General features: G+C 67.6%; 24 protein-coding genes. 20 read left to right on the forward strand and 4 right to left on the reverse strand.

The genetic code is table 11. The annotated features are described in order from the left end of the window. Window positions 1-40: 40 nt before the first annotated feature. From AC1Q5B_RS10415 to AC1Q5B_RS10430, 4 genes are all read left to right on the forward strand, one after another. Window positions 41-943 (forward strand): AraC family transcriptional regulator, encoded by a 903-nt coding sequence (locus tag AC1Q5B_RS10415; protein ID WP_492631592.1) that lies wholly within the window; start codon window positions 41-43, stop codon window positions 941-943. A 311-nt stretch (window positions 944-1254) separates the two neighbouring features. Next, window positions 1255-1896 (forward strand): DUF3011 domain-containing protein, encoded by a 642-nt coding sequence (locus tag AC1Q5B_RS10420; protein ID WP_492631593.1) that lies wholly within the window; start codon window positions 1255-1257, stop codon window positions 1894-1896. 15 nt (window positions 1897-1911) lie between these two features. After that, the gene (locus AC1Q5B_RS10425; protein WP_492631594.1) at window positions 1912-2514 is read left to right on the forward strand and encodes an AprI/Inh family metalloprotease inhibitor; all 603 of its coding nucleotides are present in this window, start codon (window positions 1912-1914) and stop codon (window positions 2512-2514) included. 104 nt (window positions 2515-2618) lie between these two features. Further along, window positions 2619-3386 carry a PorV/PorQ family protein gene (locus AC1Q5B_RS10430; RefSeq protein WP_492631595.1) on the forward strand — a complete coding sequence of 256 codons (768 nt, stop codon included), beginning with the start codon at window positions 2619-2621 and terminating at the stop codon, window positions 3384-3386. A gap of 46 nt (window positions 3387-3432) precedes the next feature. Here the strand turns inward: AC1Q5B_RS10430 and AC1Q5B_RS10435 are convergent, their stop codons facing one another. Next, entirely contained in the window at window positions 3433-4434 is a 1002-nt protein-coding gene (locus tag AC1Q5B_RS10435) for a DNA topoisomerase IB (RefSeq protein WP_492631596.1), read from the reverse strand. A 6-nt stretch (window positions 4435-4440) separates the two neighbouring features. After that, on the reverse strand, window positions 4441-4731 hold the full coding sequence (locus AC1Q5B_RS10440) for a hypothetical protein (RefSeq protein WP_492631597.1): 291 nt from the start codon (window positions 4729-4731) through the stop codon (window positions 4441-4443). A 351-nt stretch (window positions 4732-5082) separates the two neighbouring features. Here AC1Q5B_RS10440 and AC1Q5B_RS10445 point away from each other — a divergent pair, with 351 nt between their 5' ends. The 7 genes from AC1Q5B_RS10445 to AC1Q5B_RS10475 all read left to right on the forward strand — a co-directional run bounded on the left by AC1Q5B_RS10445 (window position 5083) and on the right by AC1Q5B_RS10475 (window position 10173). After that, entirely contained in the window at window positions 5083-5484 is a 402-nt protein-coding gene (locus tag AC1Q5B_RS10445; protein WP_492631598.1) for a nuclear transport factor 2 family protein, read from the forward strand. 330 nt (window positions 5485-5814) lie between these two features. After that, complete coding sequence (locus tag AC1Q5B_RS10450; protein ID WP_492631599.1) at window positions 5815-6033, forward strand: polyprenyl synthetase; 219 nt, start codon at window positions 5815-5817, stop codon at window positions 6031-6033. Window positions 6034-6042: 9 nt separating this feature from the next. Beyond that, complete coding sequence (locus AC1Q5B_RS10455) at window positions 6043-6927, forward strand: pseudouridine synthase (protein WP_492631600.1); 885 nt, start codon at window positions 6043-6045, stop codon at window positions 6925-6927. Window positions 6928-7112: 185 nt separating this feature from the next. Continuing rightward, window positions 7113-8258 (forward strand): serine hydrolase domain-containing protein, encoded by a 1146-nt coding sequence (locus AC1Q5B_RS10460; protein ID WP_492632084.1) that lies wholly within the window; start codon window positions 7113-7115, stop codon window positions 8256-8258. Window positions 8259-8282: 24 nt separating this feature from the next. Next, complete coding sequence (locus AC1Q5B_RS10465; RefSeq protein WP_492631601.1) at window positions 8283-9134, forward strand: alpha/beta hydrolase; 852 nt, start codon at window positions 8283-8285, stop codon at window positions 9132-9134. Window positions 9135-9295: 161 nt separating this feature from the next. Further along, window positions 9296-9541: a hypothetical protein gene (locus AC1Q5B_RS10470; RefSeq protein ID WP_492631602.1), complete on the forward strand. Its 246-nt coding sequence runs from the start codon at window positions 9296-9298 to the stop codon at window positions 9539-9541. A gap of 98 nt (window positions 9542-9639) precedes the next feature. Beyond that, window positions 9640-10173 carry a GNAT family N-acetyltransferase gene (locus AC1Q5B_RS10475; RefSeq protein ID WP_492631603.1) on the forward strand — a complete coding sequence of 178 codons (534 nt, stop codon included), beginning with the start codon at window positions 9640-9642 and terminating at the stop codon, window positions 10171-10173. A 63-nt stretch (window positions 10174-10236) separates the two neighbouring features. Here the strand turns inward: AC1Q5B_RS10475 and AC1Q5B_RS10480 are convergent, their stop codons facing one another. After that, on the reverse strand, window positions 10237-12312 hold the full coding sequence (locus tag AC1Q5B_RS10480; RefSeq protein WP_492631604.1) for a 3-hydroxyacyl-CoA dehydrogenase NAD-binding domain-containing protein: 2076 nt from the start codon (window positions 12310-12312) through the stop codon (window positions 10237-10239). Window positions 12313-12553: 241 nt separating this feature from the next. Between AC1Q5B_RS10480 and rpoE the strand changes: the two genes are divergently transcribed. From rpoE to recO, 9 genes are all read left to right on the forward strand, one after another. Further along, window positions 12554-13174, forward strand: coding sequence for an RNA polymerase sigma factor RpoE (gene rpoE, locus AC1Q5B_RS10485; RefSeq protein WP_492631605.1), 621 nt, complete (start codon window positions 12554-12556; stop codon window positions 13172-13174). Next, the gene (locus AC1Q5B_RS10490; protein ID WP_492631606.1) at window positions 13171-14067 is read left to right on the forward strand and encodes a sigma-E factor negative regulatory protein; all 897 of its coding nucleotides are present in this window, start codon (window positions 13171-13173) and stop codon (window positions 14065-14067) included. The genes rpoE and AC1Q5B_RS10490 overlap by 4 nt, the downstream gene beginning before the upstream one ends. A 74-nt stretch (window positions 14068-14141) precedes the next feature. Continuing rightward, window positions 14142-15650, forward strand: a complete 1509-nt coding sequence (locus AC1Q5B_RS10495) for a DegQ family serine endoprotease (RefSeq protein ID WP_492631607.1) — start codon at window positions 14142-14144, stop codon at window positions 15648-15650. Window positions 15651-15810: 160 nt separating this feature from the next. Continuing rightward, window positions 15811-17604: a translation elongation factor 4 gene (lepA, locus tag AC1Q5B_RS10500; RefSeq protein WP_492631608.1), complete on the forward strand. Its 1794-nt coding sequence runs from the start codon at window positions 15811-15813 to the stop codon at window positions 17602-17604. A gap of 147 nt (window positions 17605-17751) precedes the next feature. Continuing rightward, complete coding sequence (gene lepB / locus AC1Q5B_RS10505; RefSeq protein ID WP_492631609.1) at window positions 17752-18552, forward strand: signal peptidase I; 801 nt, start codon at window positions 17752-17754, stop codon at window positions 18550-18552. A gap of 36 nt (window positions 18553-18588) precedes the next feature. Then, the gene (locus AC1Q5B_RS10510) at window positions 18589-18966 is read left to right on the forward strand and encodes a DUF4845 domain-containing protein (protein ID WP_492632085.1); all 378 of its coding nucleotides are present in this window, start codon (window positions 18589-18591) and stop codon (window positions 18964-18966) included. Between the two features lie 4 nt (window positions 18967-18970). Beyond that, complete coding sequence (gene rnc / locus AC1Q5B_RS10515) at window positions 18971-19633, forward strand: ribonuclease III (protein WP_492631610.1); 663 nt, start codon at window positions 18971-18973, stop codon at window positions 19631-19633. A 9-nt stretch (window positions 19634-19642) separates the two neighbouring features. Continuing rightward, window positions 19643-20581: a GTPase Era gene (era, locus tag AC1Q5B_RS10520; protein WP_492631611.1), complete on the forward strand. Its 939-nt coding sequence runs from the start codon at window positions 19643-19645 to the stop codon at window positions 20579-20581. A gap of 21 nt (window positions 20582-20602) precedes the next feature. Then, window positions 20603-21343 carry a DNA repair protein RecO gene (gene recO / locus AC1Q5B_RS10525; protein ID WP_492631612.1) on the forward strand — a complete coding sequence of 247 codons (741 nt, stop codon included), beginning with the start codon at window positions 20603-20605 and terminating at the stop codon, window positions 21341-21343. 6 nt (window positions 21344-21349) lie between these two features. On the opposite strand, the gene AC1Q5B_RS10530 is transcribed toward recO, so the two are convergent. Next, complete coding sequence (locus AC1Q5B_RS10530) at window positions 21350-21832, reverse strand: Hpt domain-containing protein (RefSeq protein WP_492631613.1); 483 nt, start codon at window positions 21830-21832, stop codon at window positions 21350-21352. Between the last annotated feature and the right edge of the window lie 223 nt (window positions 21833-22055).

Here is a 22055-nt window from a genome sequence, read left to right on the forward strand (position 1 = left end):
CGATAACAGATCATCCGTATCTTTTTAGCCAGAGTCCGAAATGGCGGATCCGCTTTCCGACGTCGTCCAGCTGCTGCACCCGCGATCGGTCTTCGCCAATGTCATCAGCGGCAAGGGCCAATGGGCGGTGCGCTACGCCGACTACGGGCTGCCGGGCTTCTGCATCGTGCTGGAGGGCAGCGCATCGCTGGCGGTGGACGGGCACGCGGCCATCACCCTCCGCGCGGGCGATTTCGTGCTGTTGCCCACCACGCCTCCGTTCACGCTCTCCAGCTTCGCGCCGGCACCCCCGGTCTTCATCGATCCGCGCGTCGAACCGCGTGAGCGGGGCGAGCGGCGCCATGGAGAGCAGGAGGGGCCGCCGGACATGCGCTCGCTCGGCGGTGCGTTCCTGTTCGACACCCGGCAGGCGGGACTGCTGGCCTCGCTGCTGCCGACGATCGTCCATGTGCGGGGATCGCAGCGGCTGATGCAGCTCGTGCAGATGGTGGGCGAGGAATACGAGGAGCAGAAGCCGGGCAGCGACTACCTGCTGTCGCGCCTGGTCGAGATGCTGCTGGTCGAGGCGATGCGCTGGACCACGGCCGTCGATGCGCCTCCCGGCCTGCTGCGTGGCCTGGGAGACGAACGATTGGCGAAAGCGCTGGCACGGATACACGCCGATGTCGCGCATCCCTGGACGGTGACGGAACTGGCGAAGGCCGCCGCGCTGTCGCGTTCCACCTTTTTCGAGCGCTTCACCCGCGCCGTCGGCGTGGCGCCGATGGAGTACCTGATTGCCTGGCGCATGGAGATCGCCAAGAGCCTGCTGAAGGGAGGGGGTCTGACGGTGGCCGAAGTCGCCGAGCGCGTGGGCTATGGCTCGACCAGTACCTTCAGCGTGGCCTTCAGCCGCTGTGTCGGCGAGCCGCCCCGTCGCTATGCGAGGAGTGGTGCGCCCTAAGTACGGACATCGGGCGCGAGCCCTCGCGGGTAGAACCGCCTCTACGCGCGCACGTGTTCCGCATGCGCGCGTCTTTGTCCCGGACGCCAAGTGAGGCAGGGATCGCGACGGAGCGGAATCGACGTGCCCAGGCATCGGTGCGGGAATACGTTAAACGGTAATCACGAACCTGACTTGGCGAAGGCGTGTTTTATGCCTTGCGAGGCATTGCACGGGGACTGAAGGTGGAGGCAGGATGCACTGGGAAATGTGACAGGAAATACCCGCACCAGCCGAATTGTCTTCGCGTTAACCAACAAGGAGTGATTGGGATGACAGGTCTTGGGCGTAGTGTCTTGGGGGCGGCCTGTCTGGCGCTGATCTACTTTCCTTCAACGGCCGCGCTGGCGCAAAGCGGCACGGTCACCGTCGAGTGCCATTCGGTCAGTTACCAGTACAGCGAGTGTCGCGCTCCCTTGCGTGCGCCGCAGCTGATCCACCAGATTTCGGGCAGTGCCTGCATCCTGAATCGCACGTGGGGATTCGACCGTCGCAGCCAGCGTCTCTGGGTCGATCAGGGGTGTTCGGGTGTGTTCGCCGACGTGGGCGGTTACCACCACGGCAGCAGCGGGACATTCGATCCGGGAAGCCGACGCTATGACGACCGCGGTCGCGACGTGGGCCTGCTCGTGCTCGGGACGCTCGCGGGCGCCGCGCTGTCGTCTTCCGACCGCCACGAACACTACTCGAACTACCGGTCGGACACGCATTCCTACGCGCACGGCGGCTACGACGGCTGCCACGGCATCGGCTGCATGGTCGATCCACCGAAGGACGGCAGCGGTGCCGACGCCATCGATACCCGGCCCTCGTTCGACAAGCAGGGCAACCCGAACTTCGACACGCAGGGCAACTGGATCGGATGCCATGGCGTGGGGTGCGATGTCGATCCTCCCTCCGACACCAACGACTGACCCGGAGCCGCCGACATGCAGAGAACATTCCTCTTTGCGGCCGCCATGATGCTCGGCGCGACAGCGCACGCGCAGGACAATACCGGCGCGATAGACCAGCAGACGCAGAGCGCATCGTCCAGTTCCACCACGACTACCACGACCGCGGGCTCGGATTCGACATCGAACGATCCGTTCGACAATGCGGGCTCAGCGGAAATGAGGGCCTGGGAGAAGAGCAACGAGAGCAGCACGTCGTCCAGCAGCACCAGCGGGTTCGGTATCGGTTTCGGGCGCGACAACGATGAGCATGAAGACGACCGGCCTGCGTGGTCCAAGCATCGACCGTCCCGTCCCTCGCCCGAGCAGATCGAAGGGACCTACAAGGTCACCGCCAGCACGGGGCAGTTTCTCTGCAACGTCACTCTGAAGGCCAGTCCGTTCTTCGATGGATACTGGGCGGTGACGTCGACGGGATGTCCGGACCTGTGGAAGGTCTCGCGGTGGGATTTCCAGGGTCCTTCCATCGTGCTGACGAATTCGTCGGGCGATGTCTATGCATCCTTCTGGCCGCGCGCACGGGATCTGTGGGTCGGCCAGTCGACGGCATCCGGGCAGCGTCTGTCGCTCAGCCGCTGAGCACGGCGCGCTGACGGTCACCTCGTTGGGTAAGCCAATCGCATAGAGGACGCGCCATGAAATCTCCGATACTCGTTCTGGCCGCCGCGGGCGTGGCCTGGGGCATGCCGGACGTCGCGCTGGCCGTCGAGCCCGTGGATCGCATCAAGATTTCTGCCGGTTCCTACGTGATCGACCACGATGTGGATCTGCGCTGGGACTCGCCCGATGCCGGAACGGGCAGCAACGTCAACTTCCATCGCGATCTGGGCTTCGATGATTCCCGGTCCGATCTCTTCTGGTCGGTCGACGGCGTGGTCGGCGGACGCCACAAGCTGTCCGCGTTCGGATACGGCTACGACAGTGGCGGTCAGCGTGTGCTCGACCGGGACCTCATGATCGACGATTCGCGATTCCCTGTGGATGCGGCCTTCTCGGGCGACATGGACGTGAGCATCGCGGGCGCGGCCTATACGTGGCTGTTCCATCGAAACGATCGGAGTGCGGCCGGTGTCGGCATCGGTGCCGTCCGCTACGACGTCAGCGCCGACCTGGCCGCTGCGCTGGCGACCGGCGAAGGACTGGTCACCGCAGAAGAGCGCTTCGACGAGCGCGCATGGGCACCCATGCTGCGCGTTGAATACCATCGCTCGCTGGGGGAGCGATGGCGGATGGGCGGACAGGTTTCCTATGTCAGGAAGCCGGGCGGCGATACCTCGGGCCACGCGATGGACGCGAATGTCCATCTCGAGTATTTCCCCTGGCAACACGTGGGATTCGGCCTTCGCTACAACTACAACGACATCGACCTGGATTTCGATCGCCGCCGCTTCACCGGTGGACTGAACCTCAAGAATCGCGGGCCCCAGGTCGCGGCCATCCTGAGGTTCTGAGCATCGCGTCGGACGGCGCGGGACGGGTGTCCACGGGCCGCGTGGCTCAGGCAGGCCGCTTCGCACGCCGCAGGAAACGGATCGCGGCGTTCTCCCACTGGCGCGGCCCGCTGGCGCCGCGCGCCGCGCGCTGCAGTTCGCCGGCCTCCCAGCCGCGGAAGACGCGCGGATCCACGTAGTTCTTTTCGCAGATGCGCGGCGTGTTGCCCAGCAGGTCGGCGGTGCCCCGCAGTACCGCCTGCCGGATGCGCGCGCGCTGCGCGTCGTCGCCCGCGTCGGGAGACGCCACGCCCGCCAGCGTGCGGAAGGCGAGCAGCGTGGCGCCCAGCGTGCGGAAGTCCTTGGCCGTATACGGACCCTGCAACTGGGCCTGCAGGTACGCGTTGACGTCGCCGGAAGTGATGCGCTGTACGCGCCCGTCCTCGCGGTACTGGAACAGCGCCTGTCCCGGAAGCTGCCGGCACTGGCGCACCAGCTTCACCAGCCGGGCATCGGACACGCTGGATGCGAGCGGCTTGCCGCCCTTGCCGCGGAAAACGAAGTGCACCTGGCTGCCGGCGATGAAACGCGCATGCACGTTGCGCAGGGTGGTGAGTCCGTACGAGCCGTTTTCCTTCTGGTAGCTCTCGTTGCCGACGCGCAGCAGGGTGTGTCCGAGCAGGGCGACGACCAGCGCGACGACCTTGTCGCGCGGGAAGCCCGGCAGGGCGAGGTCGGCGCGCACCTGGCGACGCAGCCGCGGCAGCGCTTCCGCGAAGGCGATCAGGCGGTCGTACTTGCGCGCGCCGCGTTCGGCCTGCCAGGCGGTGTGGTAGCGGTACTGCTTGCGGCCGCGGGCATCACGGCCCGTCGCCTGCAGGTGCCCGCGCGCATCGGCGCAGATCCACACGTCCGTGTAGGCCGGCGGGATGGCCAGTTGGCGGATGCGCGCCAGGGTCGCCGCATCGCGCACGGCGCGTCCGCGTGCGTCCACATAGGTGAAGCCGCGTCCCTGCCGCCGGCGGCGCAGGCCCGGCATCGCATCGGTGGTGTAATGCAGGCCGGCCAAGGCGCCTCAGAACTCGTCGACGTACTCGAGTACCAGCCCGTAACGCTCGCCGATCTGTTCGGCGGTGGCGCGCACGGTATCGGCGTAGGGCGACGCGACTTCCACCTCCACCGCATGCACATCGCTGGCGCCGATATCGTCGGGCAACCCGGCGGAACTGGAATCGTCGTCGTCCATGTGCGGCATCAGGTCCGCCAGTTCCTCCAGCCGTTCCACGCCCTCGACACCCTCCAGCGCCGCCATCAGGGCATCGAAGCCGGTGGCCGGGCCGGTCGCCCGCAGTCTGATCGTCGTCATGCCCTTCCTCCGCGCCGCGCGCGCTTCTTGTTGGCCGGACGTTAGGTCTGCGCGAGTCACGCCCTTGTGAAGCCGGCAGGCAAGCGCGATACGACATTCAGCAACGGGCGCGTGGCGTGCGCGTCCATGCATCGTCTGGCGTCATCTCCACGGCAGGTGTCGGTGACCGATGCGTCAGATCCGGATCGGGAACACCGTGCATCCTTTGCCCGAGCGTATGCGCGGCGAAGGATGTCCGGCCGCGCGGCAGCGGGATCCTGGCGAAGGTTTTCAACGTTCCAGTGCCGGTCCATGATGGCGTCCACGTCCCATGGTTCTCTCGGCGACGCGACCATCCGGCAAGGAGGCGACATGGAAACAGAGATCCGGCAACAGGAAGAAGCGCTGCGCATCGCGATGCTCACCAGCGACGTGGCCGCCCTGGACGTCTTGATCGCGGACGACCTGATCTTCGTGGGCCCTTCCGGCGATGTGTTCCGCAAGCAGGACGACCTGGCACTGCACCGGTCCGGCCGGCAGACGTTGAACATGGCCGAGTGGCGATCCGTGGAGATCGTCATGCAGGGACAGGCGGCGGTCGCGCTGGTTACCGCAGACCTGGCGGGATCATTCGACGGAGCCGCGTTCCGAGGTCGCTTCAGGTACTGCCGCTTCTGGGTAAGGCATGCCGATGGCTGGAAGGTGCAGGGTGGTTCGGTGGTCGCGCTGGCATCTCCAGGCGATGCGGGCGAGGTCCAGACGCAGGCCGGATAGACGGCGATCTTCTTGCGGCCTGTCGGGCCATGGGCATGGCGCAGGCGCGGTAGCGCAAGGTCTGCTTCCGGCGGGATGCGGACCCCAGGCACGCGTCAGCGGGGTGCGGGTCCCGAAAACATGCGACCTGCCGTGTCTGCCCGGTAGACGGCGAGATAGCACTGCAGGCGCTGCGGCGGCAGCATGCCTGGCATGACACGTCGCGGGCCGCGATTTCCCGACGGCGGACGCAGAGGACGGCGCTGCGCCGGTGCCAGGGCGGACGAAGTTCTGCGGGCATCGTCTGTCGCTGGTGCACAATGCCGCGCATCGAACAGATCGGGATGCACCATGGACATCGAGAACCTGCTGACGGCCGCGTTGCGGGAGGCCGGTTACGGACAGGACGCCATCGGCTCGGCCATGCCGAGGATCCTGCGCATCCTGGAAGCCGAGGACGTACGGATCGAGCTGGGGCGTGCGCTGTCGCGCAAGGAGCGTGAGTACGTGCGTCTCCAGCTCGAACTGGGGCTGAGCGTGCGCGAGGTGGTCGCGGGGCTGCAGAAGTAGGCGAAGGCCATGCGTCCGCCGGCTATCGACGGATTGGCGGCCAGCACGCTGCAGTTGCCGCCCGGCCCATGGGCGACAGTGCTCGATTGTCTGTGCGAACGGTTTCCTTCTGTCCCGCGGGCACAATGGCTCCTGCGGATGGTGCGCGGGCGCATCGTGGACGGCACGGGGCGCGTGGTCACGGCGGAGACACCGCATCGCGTCGGGCTCGACATCCACTACTACCGCGAAGTGGAGGATGAGCCTGCGATCCCCTTCGGCGAGGTCATCCTGCACGAGGACGCGGACGTGCTGGTCGCCGACAAGCCGCCGTTCCTCCCGGTCGCACCGGCGGGAGTGCACGTGCACGAAACGCTGCTGGGGCGCCTTATCCGCCGTACCGGCAACACCGGGCTGGCGCCGCTGCACCGGATCGATCGCGAGACCGCCGGACTGGTGCTGTTCTCCACGAATCCCGGCAGTCGCGCGCGCTACCAGGCGCTGTTCCGCGAGCGGCGGATCGAGAAGGGCTACGAGGCGATCGCGCCGGCGCTGCCCACCGTGATGTTTCCCCACACGCATTCCAGCCGGATCGTCGCCGGTGACCCGTTCTTCCGCATGCAGGAAATCGAGGGCGCGCCGAACAGCGCGACCCGGATCGACGTCATCGCACGCGGCGATGCCCGCTGGCGCTACGCGCTGGTGCCGGTCACCGGCCGCAAGCACCAGCTGCGCGTGCACATGGCGGCGCTGGGCGCACCGATCACGGGCGATCCGCTGTATCCCGTGGTCCGCCACCGTGTTGCCGGCGACTATGCGGCGCCCCTGCAGTTGCTGGCGAAGCGGCTTGCGTTCAGTGATCCGCTCAGTGGCGAAGGACGATGCTTCACGAGCGGCTTCGCGCTGGGTGGCTGATCGCCGGTGGGCAGGGTTCCGTCGGCGCAGGACGCGCTTCGTCGCCGCACGGTGGCGGCCCATCCGGCGTGCGTCCATGCTCCGCAGTGGGAGGGGCGCCAGGCGGGCGCCCCCCTATCGGGCCGGATGGCCGGGGAGGCAGGATGCGGACAGGAAGCGTGTGGCGGCGGATCGTACTGGCGGGGATGTTGGTGTCCGGTCACGCCGGCGCGGTGGAAGCGCCGGTGGCGGGCGAGGGCATTGATGCGCGGATCGAGAGGTCGATGGCCGAGGCGGGACTGGTCGGCGTGGGCGCCGCGGTGATCGTCGATCGCCGTGTGGTGTGGTCGAAAGGCTACGGGTTCGCCGATCGCCAGCGTGGTGTGCCGTTCACGCCCGACACGTCGATGAACATCGCCTCGATCACCAAGACGGTGACCGGCGTGGCGATGATGCAGGCGGTGCAGGCGGGAAAGCTGTCGCTGGACGAGGACATCAATACCTATCTGCCGTTCAAGGTGGTGCACCCGCAGTTCCCCGAGGCGCGCATTACGCTGCGCCAGCTCGCCACGCATACGTCGGGCATCGACGATCGCTGGGCGGTGTACCAGCGCCTGTATCACTGGGGAGGAGACTCGCCGGAAGCGCTGGGCGATTTCCTGCGCGGATACCTGGTCGCCGGCGGCAAGGACTACGCGGCGGACAACTTCGTGCCGCACCGGCCGGGCACGCATCGCGCCTATTCCAATATCGGCGCAGGGCTGGTGGGCTACATCGTCGAGCGGGTGATGGGCGAACCCTTCGATGCCTACACGCAACGTACGATCCTGGCGCCGCTGAAGATGACGCGCAGCCACTGGTTCCTGTCGCAGCGGCCGGCGACCGAGCGGTCCACGCTGTACGTCTCGCAGGGCGGGTTCGGCATTCCGATGCCGGAATACGGCCTGGCGACGTATCCGGACGGAGGACTGCGCAGTTCGGTGGCGGACCTGTCGCGGTTCTTCATCGCGGTCCTCGGCGACGGCAGCCACGATGGCGCGCGCATCCTGTCGCCGGCATCGGTCGCCGAACTGCGGCGCTTCCAGTACACGCCCGGCCACACGCCGGACAACGTGGTGCCTGCGGAGAAGAACTCGGGCCTGTTCTGGGCCACCAAGTTCGATACCGCCTACGTCGGCCATGGCGGTTCCGACCCGGGCGTGCACACCGCGATGCTGGCCAATCCCGCCGGCGATGTCGCCGTGGTCCTGTTCGTCAACACGTCGGTGGACGATCGCGACAGCAAGGTCTACGTGCAGGTGTTCGACGCACTCTGGCAACATGCGCTGACGTTCAAGTCTTCGAGGAACTAGCGCTTGCGCATGGTCCGGTACGGAATGGCGGTTCTGATGGGGCTGGCGGCGCAGTGGCTGTCGCCGGCCGCCGCAGCGGACGGCGTGGAAGCACGCATGCCGCCGCCGGCGTATCTGCCGGCGCTGGCGGGCGACTACTTTCCGCTGACCGATCCGGGCTCCGGTCGCGTGCACCACATCCACGTGCGTTATCCCGAGGGATACGATCCCGCAGCGGCCACGCGCTATCCGGTGGTGTACGTGCTGGATGGCGACAGCCTGTTTCCGCTGCTCGCGCCGACGCACCTGTTCCTGCATTACGACGAGCAGCTGCCGGAGGCGATCGTTGTCGGCATCGCCTATGGCAGTTTCGATCCGGCCATCAACAAGCGGCACGTCGATTTCACGGCGCCGGGCGGCGACACCACGGCGGAGCAGGGCGGGGCGCCGGGCTTCCTCGCCTTCCTGCGCGGACGACTGATGCCGGAGGTCGAGCGCCGCTATGCGGCCGATCCGACGCGGCGCGTGCTGCTGGGGCAGTCGCGGGCGGGTTACTTCGTGCTGTGGTCGGCACTGCAGGATCCGGACCTATTCTGGGGGCGCATCGCGAGCAATCCCTCGCCGGGCCCGGCGCGCGAGCAACTGTTCGTCGAACCGCGGCCGCACGCGCGCACGGACCTGCGCGTGGTGGTCGCCAGTGGCACGCGCGACACGGTGGAGCGCCGGCGCATCGCGCGGGCATGGACGACGCACTGGGGCGCGCCTTCGTCGCGGGCACCGTGGCAGGTCACGCTGCTGACGCTGCAGGACGGCACCCACGCGGCGACGATCGGCGAAAGCTATCGACGGGCGATGGGGTGGCTCTTCCGCGAACGGACGACCTCGCCACCGCGCTGACGCGGATGAACAGGCGCAGGCACTGGCGCAGCGCGACATTCACGCGTGTAGGTGCGAGGCGATCCGTAACGGGGTTCACAGATCGCGACCGGTTGTCGGAAATCGGCACGCGATGTCACACGCGCGGCGTGCAGGCCGCTTAGTCTTGAGGCATGGACTCCTTGGCCGACATCCGGGCCGTCCTGGCCGCCGCGGAGCAGCGCATCGAACTCGGTGCGCTGCGCGAGGACCCGCGTGTGTTCATGGATACGTTGTGGCGGCACGTCTACGATCCCGCGCCTGACGACCTGCAGCCTTATGTCTGGGCCAGATTGACCGATTTCTCGGTGCAACTGGGTGTCATGGGCGACATGGCGTCTGAGCGAAGCCCGGTGTGCGCGCCGCCGGATGTCTACGCGCGCCGCTGAGGAGACGTCTCCTTCGTCTCACATTGATGCCCGACATGACCTGCGCCCGGTGCGGGCTGCGTTGTGTCGATCAGGAACACAGAACATCCCGTCACCGCATGAGCTCCGGCACCACGATCCGTCCCGCCCGCCTGTCCGAGGCGCCCGCCCTGTCCGACCTGATGCGTCGCACCTTCGTGGCAGCCAACGGCCACTGCAGCACGCCGGAGAACGTGGGCGCCTTCCTCGCCCAGGCCTACACGCCGGAGCGGCAGGCGCGGGAGATCCGCGATCCCGACACGCTGACGCTGATCGTCGAGCAGGACGGCGCCTGGGCCGGCTTCGCGCAGCTGCGCTGGGGTACGGTGCCGCCGCCCGAAGTGACGCTGCGGCCGGCGGTGGAACTGGGCCGCATCTACCTGGACGCCGCGTTCCACGGCAAGGGCATCGCGGCGCTGCTGGTGACGCACCTGCTGGCGGCGGCGCGGTTGCGCCATTCGCGATCGGTGTGGCTCAACGTCTGGCAGGAATCGGAGCAGGCGATCCGCTTCTACCGCAAGCATGGCTTCCAGATCGTCGGGCGTTCCATCTTCCAGGTGGGCGACGATCCCAAGGAAGACTGGGTGATGACGCAGAACCTGCCCGTCGACTGACGCCTCGATCTGCGCGCAAAGAAAAAGCCGTTCGAATGAACGGCTTTTTCGTGTCCGCGATGCTTACGCCGTGGGCTGGCGCAACACTGGGTTGTCCCAGCCCGGACGCGGGGCGAAGCGGTCGCCGTGGCGCGCCTGCAGGGCCTTGAGCTTTTCCAGCAACGCGTCGGGGCCGACGGCCTTGACGTGTTCGATCGGGCCGCCGCGGAACGGCGCGAAGCCGGTGCCGAAGATCACGCCGGCATCGAGCAGGTCGCTGTCGGCGACCACGCCATCGTGCAGGCAGGCGACGGCTTCGTTGAGCAACGGCAGGATCAGGCGGTCCTCCAGATCGTCCGGCGCCTTGTAGTCGGATGGCACCTGCGGTTTCACCGGCTTGCTGCCTTTGTCGGTTTGTTCCCACTTGTACAGGCCCTGGCCGTCCTTCTTGCCGCGCTTGCCGGGCTCCACCGTCGCCAGTGCCGCGGGCAGGGTCAGGCCGAGGAACGGCGAGAGTTCGGCGCCGACGCCCTGCGCGACGTCCAGGCCGACTGTGTCGATCAGTTCGATCGGTCCCATCGGCATGCCGAACTTCACCGCGGCCTTGTCGATGACCGCACCGGGGATACCTTCGGCGTAAGCGGTAGCGGCTTCCAGCATGTACGGAAACAGCACGCGGTTGACCAGGAAGCCGGGCGTGCCGGCGACCGGCACCGGGAACTTGTCCAGCGCCTTGCAGAACGCGGCCAGGCGCTTGACGTTGGCTTCGTCCAGCGCGTCGTGCTGCACGATTTCCACCAACGGCATCAGCGCGACCGGATTGAAGTAGTGCAGGCCGGCGAATTGCGCCGGACGCTGGATATGCTCGCGCAGTTCGGTCAGCGGAATCGACGACGTGTTGGTGGTCAGCAGCGCGTCGGGCTTCAGGCGCGGCTCGACGGTCTGGTAGAGCTCGCGCTTGGCTTCCGGGTTTTCGATGATCGCTTCGATCACCAGGTCGGCCTGCGGCACACCTTCACCGGTCAGGTCGCCCTTCAGGCGTGCGGCCACCGCAGGACGCTTGCTCTCGTCCTTCACTCGCTTGGCGAACAAATCCTGGGCACGCGACAGCGCACCGTCGATGAAGCGCTGCTCGCGGTCCTGCAGGGTGACGTTGAAGCCCTTGTAGGCGGACCATGCCGCGATGTCGCCACCCATCACGCCCGCGCCGACGACGTGCACGTTCGCGATGCCATGATCCTTGCCGCCCAGGCCCTTCAGGCGCTCTGTCAGGAAGAAGATGCGGATCAGGTTGCGCGCCGTCGGCGTGCCGGCCAGCTTCACCACCGCCTTGCGCTCGGCGTCCAGGCGCCCCTGGATGCCCTTGCCGCCGGCGGTCTTCCACACGTTGATCAGTGCGTACGGCGCGGGGTAATGCGCCTTTGGCGCCTTGCGCGCGACCTGCTTGGTCATCTGCGGCGCGAGAAGCTGCCGTGCCAGCCAGCTGTTGCTGATCCAGCCGGTGAAGCGCTGCTTGAACGCACGTTTCGGGCGCGAGGCGATCAGCGCCACCGCAGCGTCGACCAGCACGGCGGGCTCGGCGATCTTGTCCACCAGGCCCATCGCCTTCGCCGAACTGGCCGACAGCGTACGGCCGGTCAGCATCATGTCCATCGCCTTCGGCGACCCGACCAGGCGCGGCAGGCGCGCGCTGCCGCCCCAGCCGGGGAAGATGCCCAGCTTCACTTCGGGCAGGCCGATGCGGGTGGACGGATCGCTGCTGGCCACGCGGTAGTCGCAGGCCAGCGAGATCTCGGTGCCGCCCCCCATGCAGAACCCATGGATCGCGGCGACGGTCGGGCAGGGCAGTTCGGCCAGCTTCTGAAAGACGGCCTGGCCGCGGCGGATCGCATCGTTGACGGTGCCCTTGCGGTCGAACGCCTGGAATTCCTTCAGGTCCGCTCCGGCGATGAAGCCCGATGCCTTCGCCGAGCGCAGCACCACGCCCTTCGGCGGATCGATGGCCAGGCGTTCGATGATGTCGGCCAGTTCGATCAGCACATCCTGCGAGAACGCGTTGACGCTGGCGCCCTGACGGTCGAAGGCGAGCACGACGATGCCGTCGTCGCGCAGTTCGGTCTGCCAATGACTGAATCGCAGCCCATCGAAGTTCGTGGCCATGCAGGGGACCATCCGTTCACGTATGGATAAGGCCGCTATCATCCCGAGGTTGTTTCGTCCCCGTCAAATCCACATATGGAAAGGGAACGCCGTCACGGGCGTGGCCGCAGCAAGGGAGAGGATCCCGTTGCGCAGGTTAAATTCTTGATAGGGCAACGGTTTGGACAAGGCGTTGAACTTTCCCCCGCTAGCGCGGTCACAGGGCCCGGCCACCGCCGAGCCGACAGGAGTGCGGCCCGGCATGGCCGAAGTTGATCCAACCCAGGAGCTGGACCTCGAGCTGGTCAGGCGCGTGCAACGCGGCGACAGCGCGGCCTTCGACCTGCTGGTGCGCAAGTACCAGCATCGCGTGGTGGCGCTGATCGGGCGTTACATCCATGACTGGAGCGAGTGCCAGGACGTGGCCCAGGAGACCTTCCTGCGTGCGTATCGCGCGCTGGGGAATTTCCGGGGCGATTCCCAGTTCTATACATGGCTGCACCGCATCGCCGTGAATACCGCCAAGAACCACCTGGTCGCGCACAACCGGCGTCCGCCTACCGCGGACGTCGATGCCGCCGACGCCGAGCAGTACGACATCGGCGCGCGGTTGCGCGACACCGACACCCCTGAGCGCGAATTGATGCGTCAGGAGATGGAGGCGACGGTGATGAAGGCGGTGGACGGTCTGCCGGAGGAACTGCGGACCGCGATCACCCTGCGCGAGGTCGAAGGTCTCAGCTACGAGGAGATCGCGCAGAAGATGGACTGCCCGATCGGCACCGTGCGTTCCCGCATCTTCCGGGCGCGCGAGGCGATCGACGAACAACTGCGTCCCCTGCTGGACGTGGACAGCACAACCCGGGAGCGTGCCCGCTCATGACCCCCCGCAACGAGACACCGATCATCGACAAGCTCGACATCCACCATCGCCAGCAGCTCTCCGCCCTGATGGACGGCGACCTGCCGGCCGACGAGGCCCGTTTCCTGCTGCGCCGCCTGCAGCACGATCACGAGCTGGCCGGTCGCTGGGAACGCTGGCAGCTGTGCGGCGACGTGCTGCGCGGCCAGGGTCGCGCACCGGCCCCCGCGGGTTTCGCCGAACGCGTGGCGCAGGCGATCGCAACCGAATCCGCATCCCCTGCCGCTGCCCAGGCGACGACGCAGGCGCGTCCGCGCAATCTGCTCGCGCGTTGGGGTGGTGGCGCGCTGGCGGCCTCCGTGGCGCTGGTGGCGTTGTTCATGGCGCGCCAGCAATCGCCGCAGGACGTGCCGGTGAGCGAGGGCACACGCGTGGCGTCGGCCCAGGCGACGTCGCCTGCCGTGGTCCCGGAATCCCCGTCGGCACCGGCGCCGGATGCCGAAGCGTACGCAGCAGCGGCCGTCGCCGTGGCGGCGAGCGTACCGCGGCGGCAGGACAGCGCGCGCCGCAGTGCGACGCGCAGCCAGCAGGCCGCCCGCAGCGCGCAACGCGTGGCGAGGGCGGAGGCTCCCGTCCGTGCGAGCGGTGCGATGCAGGGCGCGCCGCTGGAGGCGGTCGCCAGCCTCCCGGCGTCAGCGCCCACGCATGCGTCCAACCCGTTCTCGCACGGTGCGCAGGAGCCCGCGGTATCCCGCCCGTGGCCACGCTCCGCACTGTCGGCTTATCCGTCCGCCAGCGGTAGCCTCACCACGGGCTACAGCTCGGATTCGGCGACCCGGACGTTCTACCCGTTCGAGCCCCGTCTGCCGTCCAGCGCGCCGATGGCGGCTCCCGTCGACGTGCCCCGCGACTGACATTCCGCGCATCCGGCCCGACGCCGGACGTACGCGACATCCCGCTTCACTTTCCTTATCGAGGCATGCATTCGATGACCCCACACGCCCGTCATAACCTGCTGGCCCTGCTGATGCTCACCGCTCCGCTGGCGGCCTGTGCGCAACAGGCCGATGCGCCGGCCGCTCCCGTTGCGGCAGCGGCGCCTGCCGTTGCGCAGTCGGCCGCACCCCAACTGGTCACCGGACTGCCGGACTTCACCCAGCTGGTCGAGCAGGCGGGGCCGGGCGTGGTGAACGTCGAGGCCACCGTCGGCTCGCGCCGCAGCGCGCAGGCAAGCGAGGAAGCGGACATCCCCGAGATCTTCCGTCGGATGTTGCCGCCGGGCTTCCAGATGCCCGGTCCCGGGCAGCAGGGGCCGCAGCGTCGCGGTACCTCGATGGGGTCGGGCTTCATCATTTCGGCCGATGGTTACGTGCTGACCAACCATCACGTCGTGGACGGTGCCGACGAGGTCAAGGTGACCCTGCCTGACCGCCGCGAGCTGACGGCCAAGGTGGTCGGCAGCGACCAGCAATACGACGTGGCGCTGCTGAAGGTCGAGGCCAAGGGCCTGCCGACCGTGCGCATCGGCAACTCGGCCGCGCTGAAGCCGGGCCAGTGGGTGGTGGCGATCGGCTCGCCGCTGGGGCTGGACCATTCGGTCACCGCCGGTATCGTCAGCGCGGTCGGCCGCAGTGCGTCGGCCGAGCAGCGCTACGTGCCGTTCATCCAGACCGACGTGGCGATCAACCAGGGCAATTCCGGCGGTCCGCTGCTCAATACGCGTGGCGAAGTGGTCGGCATCAATTCGCAGATCTTCTCGGTGTCCGGTGGCTACATGGGCATCAGCTTCGCCATCCCGATCGACCTGGCGATGAGCGCGGTGGAGCAGCTCAAGTCCACGGGCAAGGTCAGCCGCGCGATGCTGGGCGTCAGCATGCAGAACATCGGTGCCGACGAGGTGAAGGCGTTCGGCCTGCCCGATGCCAACGGCGCGCTCGTGGTCACCGTGGAGCCGACGAGCGGCGCCGCGAAGGCGGGCATCGTGCCCGGTGACGTGATCACCGCGTTCAACGGGCGCAAGATCGGCACGCGCGAGGAGCTCCCGCCGCTGGTGGGTCCGCTCGGCGCGGGCAGCAAGGCGGTCGTCACCGTGTTCCGGGATGGGAAGTCGCGGGACATCGATGTGGTTCTCAGTGCACTGCAGGAATCGACGGAAACGGCGGGAGCGCCGCGGACCGCTCCGGACCAGCCGGTGGCGCCGTCGGGCAGCAATGCCCTGGGTATCCAGACCCAGCCCCTGGACGCGGCGACCCGCAAGCGCATGGGGCTGGAGGGGCAGGGAGGCGTCATGGTCAGCCGGGTCGATGGCGCCGCCGCGCGCGAGGCGGGCCTGTCGCCCGGCATGGCGATCCTGCAGGTGGGCCGCACGAAGGTGGAAACGCCCGCCGCGCTGGACCGTGAACTCGCCCGGGCAAAGGCGGGCGATACCGTCATGTTGCTGGTCCAGCACCCCAGCTACGGGACGCGCTTCCTGGCCATCACGCTCGACAAGCGCTGAGTTCCTGCGCATTGCACCCCGCCCCGCCGCATGGCGGGGCGTCCTCGCTTCGTGTCGGCCTGGACCCGGATCGGCAAGCCGTACCGCCGTCCGTGCGATAATCGCCCGTTATTCCTGACGACGGCACAGGCCGCCGCCCCTCCCCATGTCCTCCGATTCCATGCGGAATATCCGCAATTTCTCCATCATCGCGCACGTCGACCACGGCAAATCGACGTTGGCCGACCGCATCATCCAGCTCTGCGGCGGCCTCGAGGCCCGCGAGATGGAAGCGCAGGTGCTCGACTCCAATCCCATCGAGCGCGAGCGCGGCATCACCATCAAGGCCCAGTCCGTGTCCCTGCCGTACAAGGCCAAGGACGGGCAGGTCTACCAGCTCAACTTCATCGACACCCCCGGCCATGTCGACTTCTCCTATGAAGTCAGCCGTTCGCTGGCCGCCTGCGAAGGCGCGCTGCTGGTGGTCGACGCCGCCCAGGGCGTGGAAGCCCAGTCCGTCGCCAACTGCTACACGGCGGTGGAGCAGGGCCTGGAAGTGGTGCCGGTGCTGAACAAGATCGACCTGCCGACCGCCGACATCGAGCGCGCGAAGGCCGAGATCGAGGCCGTCATCGGCATCGATGCCGACGACGCCGTCGCGGTCAGCGCCAAGACCGGACTCAATGTCGACCTGGTGCTGGAGGCGATCGTCCAGCGCATCCCGCCGCCGCAGCCGCGCGACACCGACAAGCTGCAGGCGCTGATCATCGACTCGTGGTTCGACAACTACCTGGGCGTGGTCTCGCTGGTGCGCGTGATGCAGGGCGAGATCGGCCCGAAGAGCAAGATCCTGGTCATGTCGACCGGCCGCACCCACGAAGTGGACAAGGTCGGTGTGTTCACCCCCAAGCGCAAGGAACTGAAGAAACTCGGCGCGGGCGAGGTGGGCTGGATCACTGCGTCGATCAAGGATGTCCATGGCGCCCCGGTCGGCGACACCCTGACGCTGGCCGGCGATCCCGCGCCGGGCCCGCTGCCGGGCTTCCAGGAGATGCAGCCGCGCGTGTTCGCCGGCCTGTTCCCGGTCAACGCCGAGGACTACCCGGCCCTGCGCGAGGCGCTGGAGAAGCTGCGCCTGAACGACGCCGCGTTGCGCTTCGAGCCGGAAAGCTCGGAAGCCATGGGCTTCGGCTTCCGCTGCGGCTTCCTCGGCATGCTGCACATGGAGATCGTGCAGGAGCGCCTGGAGCGCGAATACGACCTGGACCTGATCACCACGGCGCCGACCGTCGTGTATGAAGTCCTCAAGACCGATGGCACGGTCATTTCGCTGGACAACCCGGCCAAACTGCCGCAGTCCAACCTGATCGAAGAGGTGCGCGAGCCCATCATCCGGGCCAACATCCTCACGCCGGAAGCCTATATCGGTTCCATCATCAAGCTGTGCGAGGAAAAGCGCGGCGTGCAGATCGGCATCCAGTACCTGGCCAGCCAGGTGCAGATCAGCTACGAACTGCCGATGGCCGAAGTGGTGCTCGACTTCTTCGACAAGCTGAAGTCGGTCAGCCGTGGCTACGCCTCGCTGGACTATTCGTTCCTGCGCTTCCAGCCGGGCCCGTTCGTGCGGCTGGACACCCTGATCAACGGCGACAAGGTCGATGCGCTGAGCCTGATCGTGCACCGCAGCCATGCCGACCGGCGCGGTCGCGAGCTCACCGAGAAGATGCGCGAACTGATCCCGCGGCAGATGTTCGACGTGGCGATCCAGGCCGCGGTCGGCTCGCAGATCATCGCGCGCAGCACGGTCAAGGCGATGCGCAAGAACGTGCTGGCCAAGTGCTATGGTGGCGACATCACCCGCAAGAAGAAGCTCCTCGAGAAGCAGAAAGAGGGCAAGAAGCGGATGAAGCAGGTGGGCCGCGTGGAGATTCCGCAGGAAGCCTTCCTCGCGGTACTGCAGGTGGATAGCAAGTAGGTAGTCCCTTCTCCCCGTGGGAGAAGGGGGCGCGTAGCGCCGGATGAGGGTACGGCGAAGTCCATCGAGCCGGCGGTGCGTGGACTTTGCCGTACCCTCGCCCCAACCCCTCTCCCGGTGGGAGAGGGGACATTCAACGGAGCGTGTATGGTCTGGTTTGAAACAATCCTCGTGGTGCTCACGCTGCTGACCGGCGTGGTGTGGCTGGCCGACAGGCTGTTCCTCGCCAAGCGCCGCCAGGCGAAGGGCGGGCTGCTGGATGAGGAGCCGGTGCTGGTCGACTACTCGCGCGCCTTCTTCCCGGTGCTGGCCGTGGTGCTGGTGCTGCGCAGCTTCATCGCCGAGCCATACAAGATCCCGTCCAGCTCGATGATGCCGAACCTGCTGATCGGCGACTTCATCCTGGTCAACAAGTTCGCCTACGGCCTGCGCCTGCCGATCACCAACCAGAAGTTCCTGGCCATCGGCGAGCCCAAGCGCGGCGACGTGGTGGTGTTCAAGCCGCCGCACGACCCGGAGAACAACTGGATCAAGCGCGTGATCGGCCTGCCCGGCGACCGCGTGGGCTTCCACGGCGACACCGTGTACATCAACGGCCAGCCGCTGACCTACGAAAAGATGGGCGACTACGTCGGACATGGCAGCGGCGCCGGCGAGACCGGGGCCGCCCTGCTGCGCGAGAACCTGCCGGGGCGTCCGCACACCGTGCTCGAATGGCTGGACCGCAGCCGCCCGGAGGGCCAGGGCGACTGGGTGGTCCCGCAGGGCCAGTATTTCGTCATGGGCGACAATCGTGATAATAGCGAGGACAGCCGGTTCTGGACCCAGACGCATTTCCTGCCGGAGCAGAACCTGCGGGGCAAGGCGTTCCTGGTCTGGCTGAACTGCGAGGGCTGGGTCTGCAAGAATGGCTTCGATGCCTCGCGCATCGGCAACGGCATCGAGTGATCAACCAACGCTAACGGGGACGATGGGGGAATGACGATGAAGCGCAAGCAGAGTGGCATGACGTTGTTGAGCTTTGTGGTGGTGCTGGGCGTGGTGGGCTTCACCGCCTACGTCGCCATGCGCCTGTTCCCGATGTACCAGGAGTACTACGCGGTCAAGTCCTCGATGAAGGGGTTGGCCAACGAGCAGGGCGTCGCGGACATGGATCCGGGCCGCATGAAGGAACTGTTCTTCCGGCGGCTCAACATGAACTACTCGAACAGCATCAAGCCGGCGGACGTGAAGATCGAGCGCATGGAAGGCGGCTGGAACATGTCCGTCAGCTACGAAGTGCGTCGCCCGCTGGTGGGCAACCTGGACGTGGTCGGCAACTTCAGCGCCGAACAGGCGATGACGCGGCGCGGCGCGGACTAAGGGTTTGGCGGTTGACCGCATCGGTCATGCGTTCGCCGACCAGGGCCTGCTCGCACAGGCCCTGACGCATCGCAGTGCGGGCGCTCCGCACAACGAACGCCTGGAATTCCTGGGCGACAGCGTGGTCAATTTTCTCGTGGCCGAGACGCTGTTCCAGCGCTGGCCCAAGGCCGACGAGGGTGCGCTGACGCGCGCCCGTGCCGAGCTGGTGCGTGAAGCCGCGCTGGCGACCATTGCGCGCCACCTGCAACTCGGCGAGCGCCTGACGATGGGGCCGGGCGAGATGAAGTCGGGCGGCCACCGCCGCGACTCCATCCTGGCCGATGCGCTGGAAGCCGTCGTCGCCGCGATCTATCTGGACAGCAGTTTCGAGACCTGTCGCGCCGTGGTGCTGCCGTGGTTCGAGGCGTCGCTGTCCGCGCTGCCGGTCGGGCGCCCCGAGAAGGATGCCAAGACCCGCCTGCAGGAGTGGCTGCAGGGCCGCCAGCGTCCCCTACCGGTGTACGAACTGGTCTCCGAAAGCGGCGATGACCACGCCAAGCTCTTCCTTGCGCGCTGCACGACGCTGGATCCGCCGCTGACGGCGGACGGCGAGGGCACCTCGCGCCGCAACGCCGAGCAGGTCGCCGCGGCGGCACTGCTCGACAAGCTCGATATTTCGAAGTGAGTACTCCCGGTGAGTAAAACCCCCTCCCACCGCAGCGGCAGCGTCGCCGTCATCGGTCGCCCCAATGTGGGCAAATCCACCCTGACCAACGCCCTCGTCGGCGCCAAGGTCAGCATCACGTCCAACCGCCCGCAGACCACGCGGCACCGCCTGCTCGGCATCGCGACCTTCGCGGCCGGCAAGGACAGGCCCGCGGGGCAGATCGTGCTGGTCGACACGCCCGGCCTGCACAAGCAGCAAGGCAAGTTCTCGGCCTCGGCGATGAGCCGGGTGATGAACCGTGCCGCCCGCGGCGCGCTGGAGGAGGTCGATGCCGCCCTGATGGTCGTGGAAGCCGGCCGCTGGGACGAAGAAGACACGCTGGCCTACAACGTGTTGCGCGACGCCGGCATTCCGGTGGTGCTGGTGGTCAACAAGGTCGACCGGATCAAGGAGAAAGCGGCGATGCTGCCGTTCCTGGCCGAGGTCGGTCAGGACCGCCAGTTCGCGGCCGTCCATCCGGTGTCCGCCCTGAAGCGAAATGGCCTGGACGCGCTGGTGAAGGACGTGCTGGCGTTGCTGCCGGAGCAACCGCCGATGTTCGGCGAAGACGAGATCACCGACCGCAGCGAGCGTTTCCTTGCCGCCGAGCTGGTGCGCGAACAGCTGATGCGTCAGCTCGGCGCCGAACTGCCCTATGCGACCACCGTCGAGATCGAGAACTTCACCACCGAAGATTCACCGAAAGGCGAACTGGCCCGCATCGGTGCGGTGATCTGGGTGGAGCGCGAGAGCCAGAAGGCCATCGTGATCGGCAAGGGCGGGGCACGGCTGAAGGACATCGGCAGCAAGGCACGCCAGCAGATGGAGCACCTGTTCGGCCGCAAGGTGTTCCTGGAAACCTGGGTCCGCGTGCGCGAAGGCTGGTCCGACGACGAAACCGCGCTGAAGGCCTTCGGCTACGAGTGAGCCCCGGCGACGTCCGGCTCCATGCGCCTGAGCGATACCGCCTTCGTCCTGCACACGCGTCCCTGGCGCGAAACCAGCCTGCTGGTCGAGGTGCTGAGCCGCGAACAGGGCCGCCTCGGCCTGATCGCGCGCGGTGTGCAGGGACCGAAGAAGCATGTCCTGCGCGCCGCGCTACAACCGCTGCAACGGATCCGCGTGGACGCAGACCTGCGGGGCGAACTGGCGCGCATGGTGAGCGTGGAAGCGCTCGACGCCGCGCCGCAACCGGCCGGCGGCGCGATGCTAGCTGCGTTCTACCTCAACGAACTGGTGCTGCGGCTGGCGCCGCGCCACGATCCGTTGCCGGACCTGTTCGACGCGTATGCGCGCACGCGCGAGCAGCTCCGCCAGCGTGAAGGACTGGCGTGGTCGCTGCGCCGGTTCGAGCGCGACCTGATCGAAGCATTGGGTTTCGGCTTCGCGCTCGATTGCGATGGCGATGGCGAGGCCATCGATCCGGCCGCCCGCTACCGGCTGGATCCGGAACACGGGCCGCGGCGCCTGCACAGCGATCGCGGGCACGGCGAACGCAGCCAGGCCGCCACCGGGCGTGCGTTGCTTGCCCTGGCCGAGGACGTGCCGCCATCGCCCGACGATCTGGCGAGCCTGCGATTGCCGATGCGATCCGTGCTGGCGCATCACCTGGGCCCGCGCGGACTGAAATCGTGGGACATGATCGGCGAACTCGGGCGGCTGAAGCGCGCCGGCGGCGCGGCCGACTGACGGCCCTCAGTCCGGGCCGGGCAACAGGCGTCCGCTCGTCGCCACGAACGCATCGCGCAACGCGGTATCCGCAGGCGCCGCATGCCAGCGCGAGGCGACCTCCGCCAGTGCCGCGGCGCCGGCGAAGCCGCAACTGGCCTGCAATCGATGGAGCTGCGCGCGCAGCGCTCCATCGTCGGCGTGAGCGAAGGCGTCGAGGCAGGCCGCTCGCGTGGCGGGGAGTTCCGACAGGAACAGCTGCCGCAGCGTCGCGACATGGTCGCGGTTGCCGGCGAGGGCGGCGAGGGCGGCCGCCTCGTCCCAGTCGGGGCGCACCGAGGGAACATCGCACCCTGTGTTTCCCAATGCGGCGTACATCGCGTCCTGCAGCGCCCGTGCCGACAGCGGCTTCACCAGCACATCGGAGAACCCCGCCTGCAGCAGGCGTTCGCGCATCGCGGCGGTCGCATCCGCCGTATGCGCCAGGGCAACCGCGGCGGCATCGGCCATGCGCAGGTGCTGCAACAGGACCGTACCGGGCCGTCGGGCAGGTTGGCGTCGATCAGCCAGGCGTGGAAGGGGCCCTTCGCGGCCAGCGCTTGCGCACAGTCTTCCGCGATCTCCACGCGCGCGGGCAGCGTCTCCAGGGCGGTCGACAGGAACAGCGCACTGACGGGATCGTCTTCCACCAGCAATATCGAGGGCGTCGTGCCGGGGGCGAGGGGCATGCTCG

It is taken from the genome of Pseudoxanthomonas sp. GW835-FHT14C01 (assembly GCF_058793715.1).

Bases quoted from the DNA above. Each gene is read 5' to 3' on its own strand.
- AC1Q5B_RS10475 (WP_492631603.1), top strand. From the start codon at position 9,640: ATGAGCTCCGGCACCACGATCCGTCCCGCCCGCCTGTCCGAGGCGCCC.
- AC1Q5B_RS10490 (WP_492631606.1), top strand. From the start codon at position 13,171: ATGACCCCCCGCAACGAGACACCGATCATCGACAAGCTCGACATCCAC.
- AC1Q5B_RS10450 (WP_492631599.1), top strand. From the start codon at position 5,815: ATGGACATCGAGAACCTGCTGACGGCCGCGTTGCGGGAGGCCGGTTAC.
- AC1Q5B_RS10465 (WP_492631601.1), top strand. From the start codon at position 8,283: ATGGCGGTTCTGATGGGGCTGGCGGCGCAGTGGCTGTCGCCGGCCGCC.
- AC1Q5B_RS10445 (WP_492631598.1), top strand. From the start codon at position 5,083: ATGGAAACAGAGATCCGGCAACAGGAAGAAGCGCTGCGCATCGCGATG.
- AC1Q5B_RS10455 (WP_492631600.1), top strand. From the start codon at position 6,043: ATGCGTCCGCCGGCTATCGACGGATTGGCGGCCAGCACGCTGCAGTTG.
- AC1Q5B_RS10530 (WP_492631613.1), bottom strand. From the start codon at position 21,832: ATGGCCGATGCCGCCGCGGTTGCCCTGGCGCATACGGCGGATGCGACC.
- AC1Q5B_RS10495 (WP_492631607.1), top strand. From the start codon at position 14,142: ATGACCCCACACGCCCGTCATAACCTGCTGGCCCTGCTGATGCTCACC.
- lepB (WP_492631609.1), top strand. From the start codon at position 17,752: ATGGTCTGGTTTGAAACAATCCTCGTGGTGCTCACGCTGCTGACCGGC.
- lepA (WP_492631608.1), top strand. From the start codon at position 15,811: ATGCGGAATATCCGCAATTTCTCCATCATCGCGCACGTCGACCACGGC.
- AC1Q5B_RS10415 (WP_492631592.1), top strand. From the start codon at position 41: ATGGCGGATCCGCTTTCCGACGTCGTCCAGCTGCTGCACCCGCGATCG.
- AC1Q5B_RS10480 (WP_492631604.1), bottom strand. From the start codon at position 12,312: ATGGCCACGAACTTCGATGGGCTGCGATTCAGTCATTGGCAGACCGAA.
- recO (WP_492631612.1), top strand. From the start codon at position 20,603: ATGCGCCTGAGCGATACCGCCTTCGTCCTGCACACGCGTCCCTGGCGC.
- AC1Q5B_RS10420 (WP_492631593.1), top strand. From the start codon at position 1,255: ATGACAGGTCTTGGGCGTAGTGTCTTGGGGGCGGCCTGTCTGGCGCTG.
- AC1Q5B_RS10430 (WP_492631595.1), top strand. From the start codon at position 2,619: ATGCCGGACGTCGCGCTGGCCGTCGAGCCCGTGGATCGCATCAAGATT.
- AC1Q5B_RS10440 (WP_492631597.1), bottom strand. From the start codon at position 4,731: ATGACGACGATCAGACTGCGGGCGACCGGCCCGGCCACCGGCTTCGAT.
- AC1Q5B_RS10460 (WP_492632084.1), top strand. From the start codon at position 7,113: ATGTTGGTGTCCGGTCACGCCGGCGCGGTGGAAGCGCCGGTGGCGGGC.
- AC1Q5B_RS10510 (WP_492632085.1), top strand. From the start codon at position 18,589: ATGAAGCGCAAGCAGAGTGGCATGACGTTGTTGAGCTTTGTGGTGGTG.
- rpoE (WP_492631605.1), top strand. From the start codon at position 12,554: ATGGCCGAAGTTGATCCAACCCAGGAGCTGGACCTCGAGCTGGTCAGG.
- AC1Q5B_RS10425 (WP_492631594.1), top strand. From the start codon at position 1,912: ATGCAGAGAACATTCCTCTTTGCGGCCGCCATGATGCTCGGCGCGACA.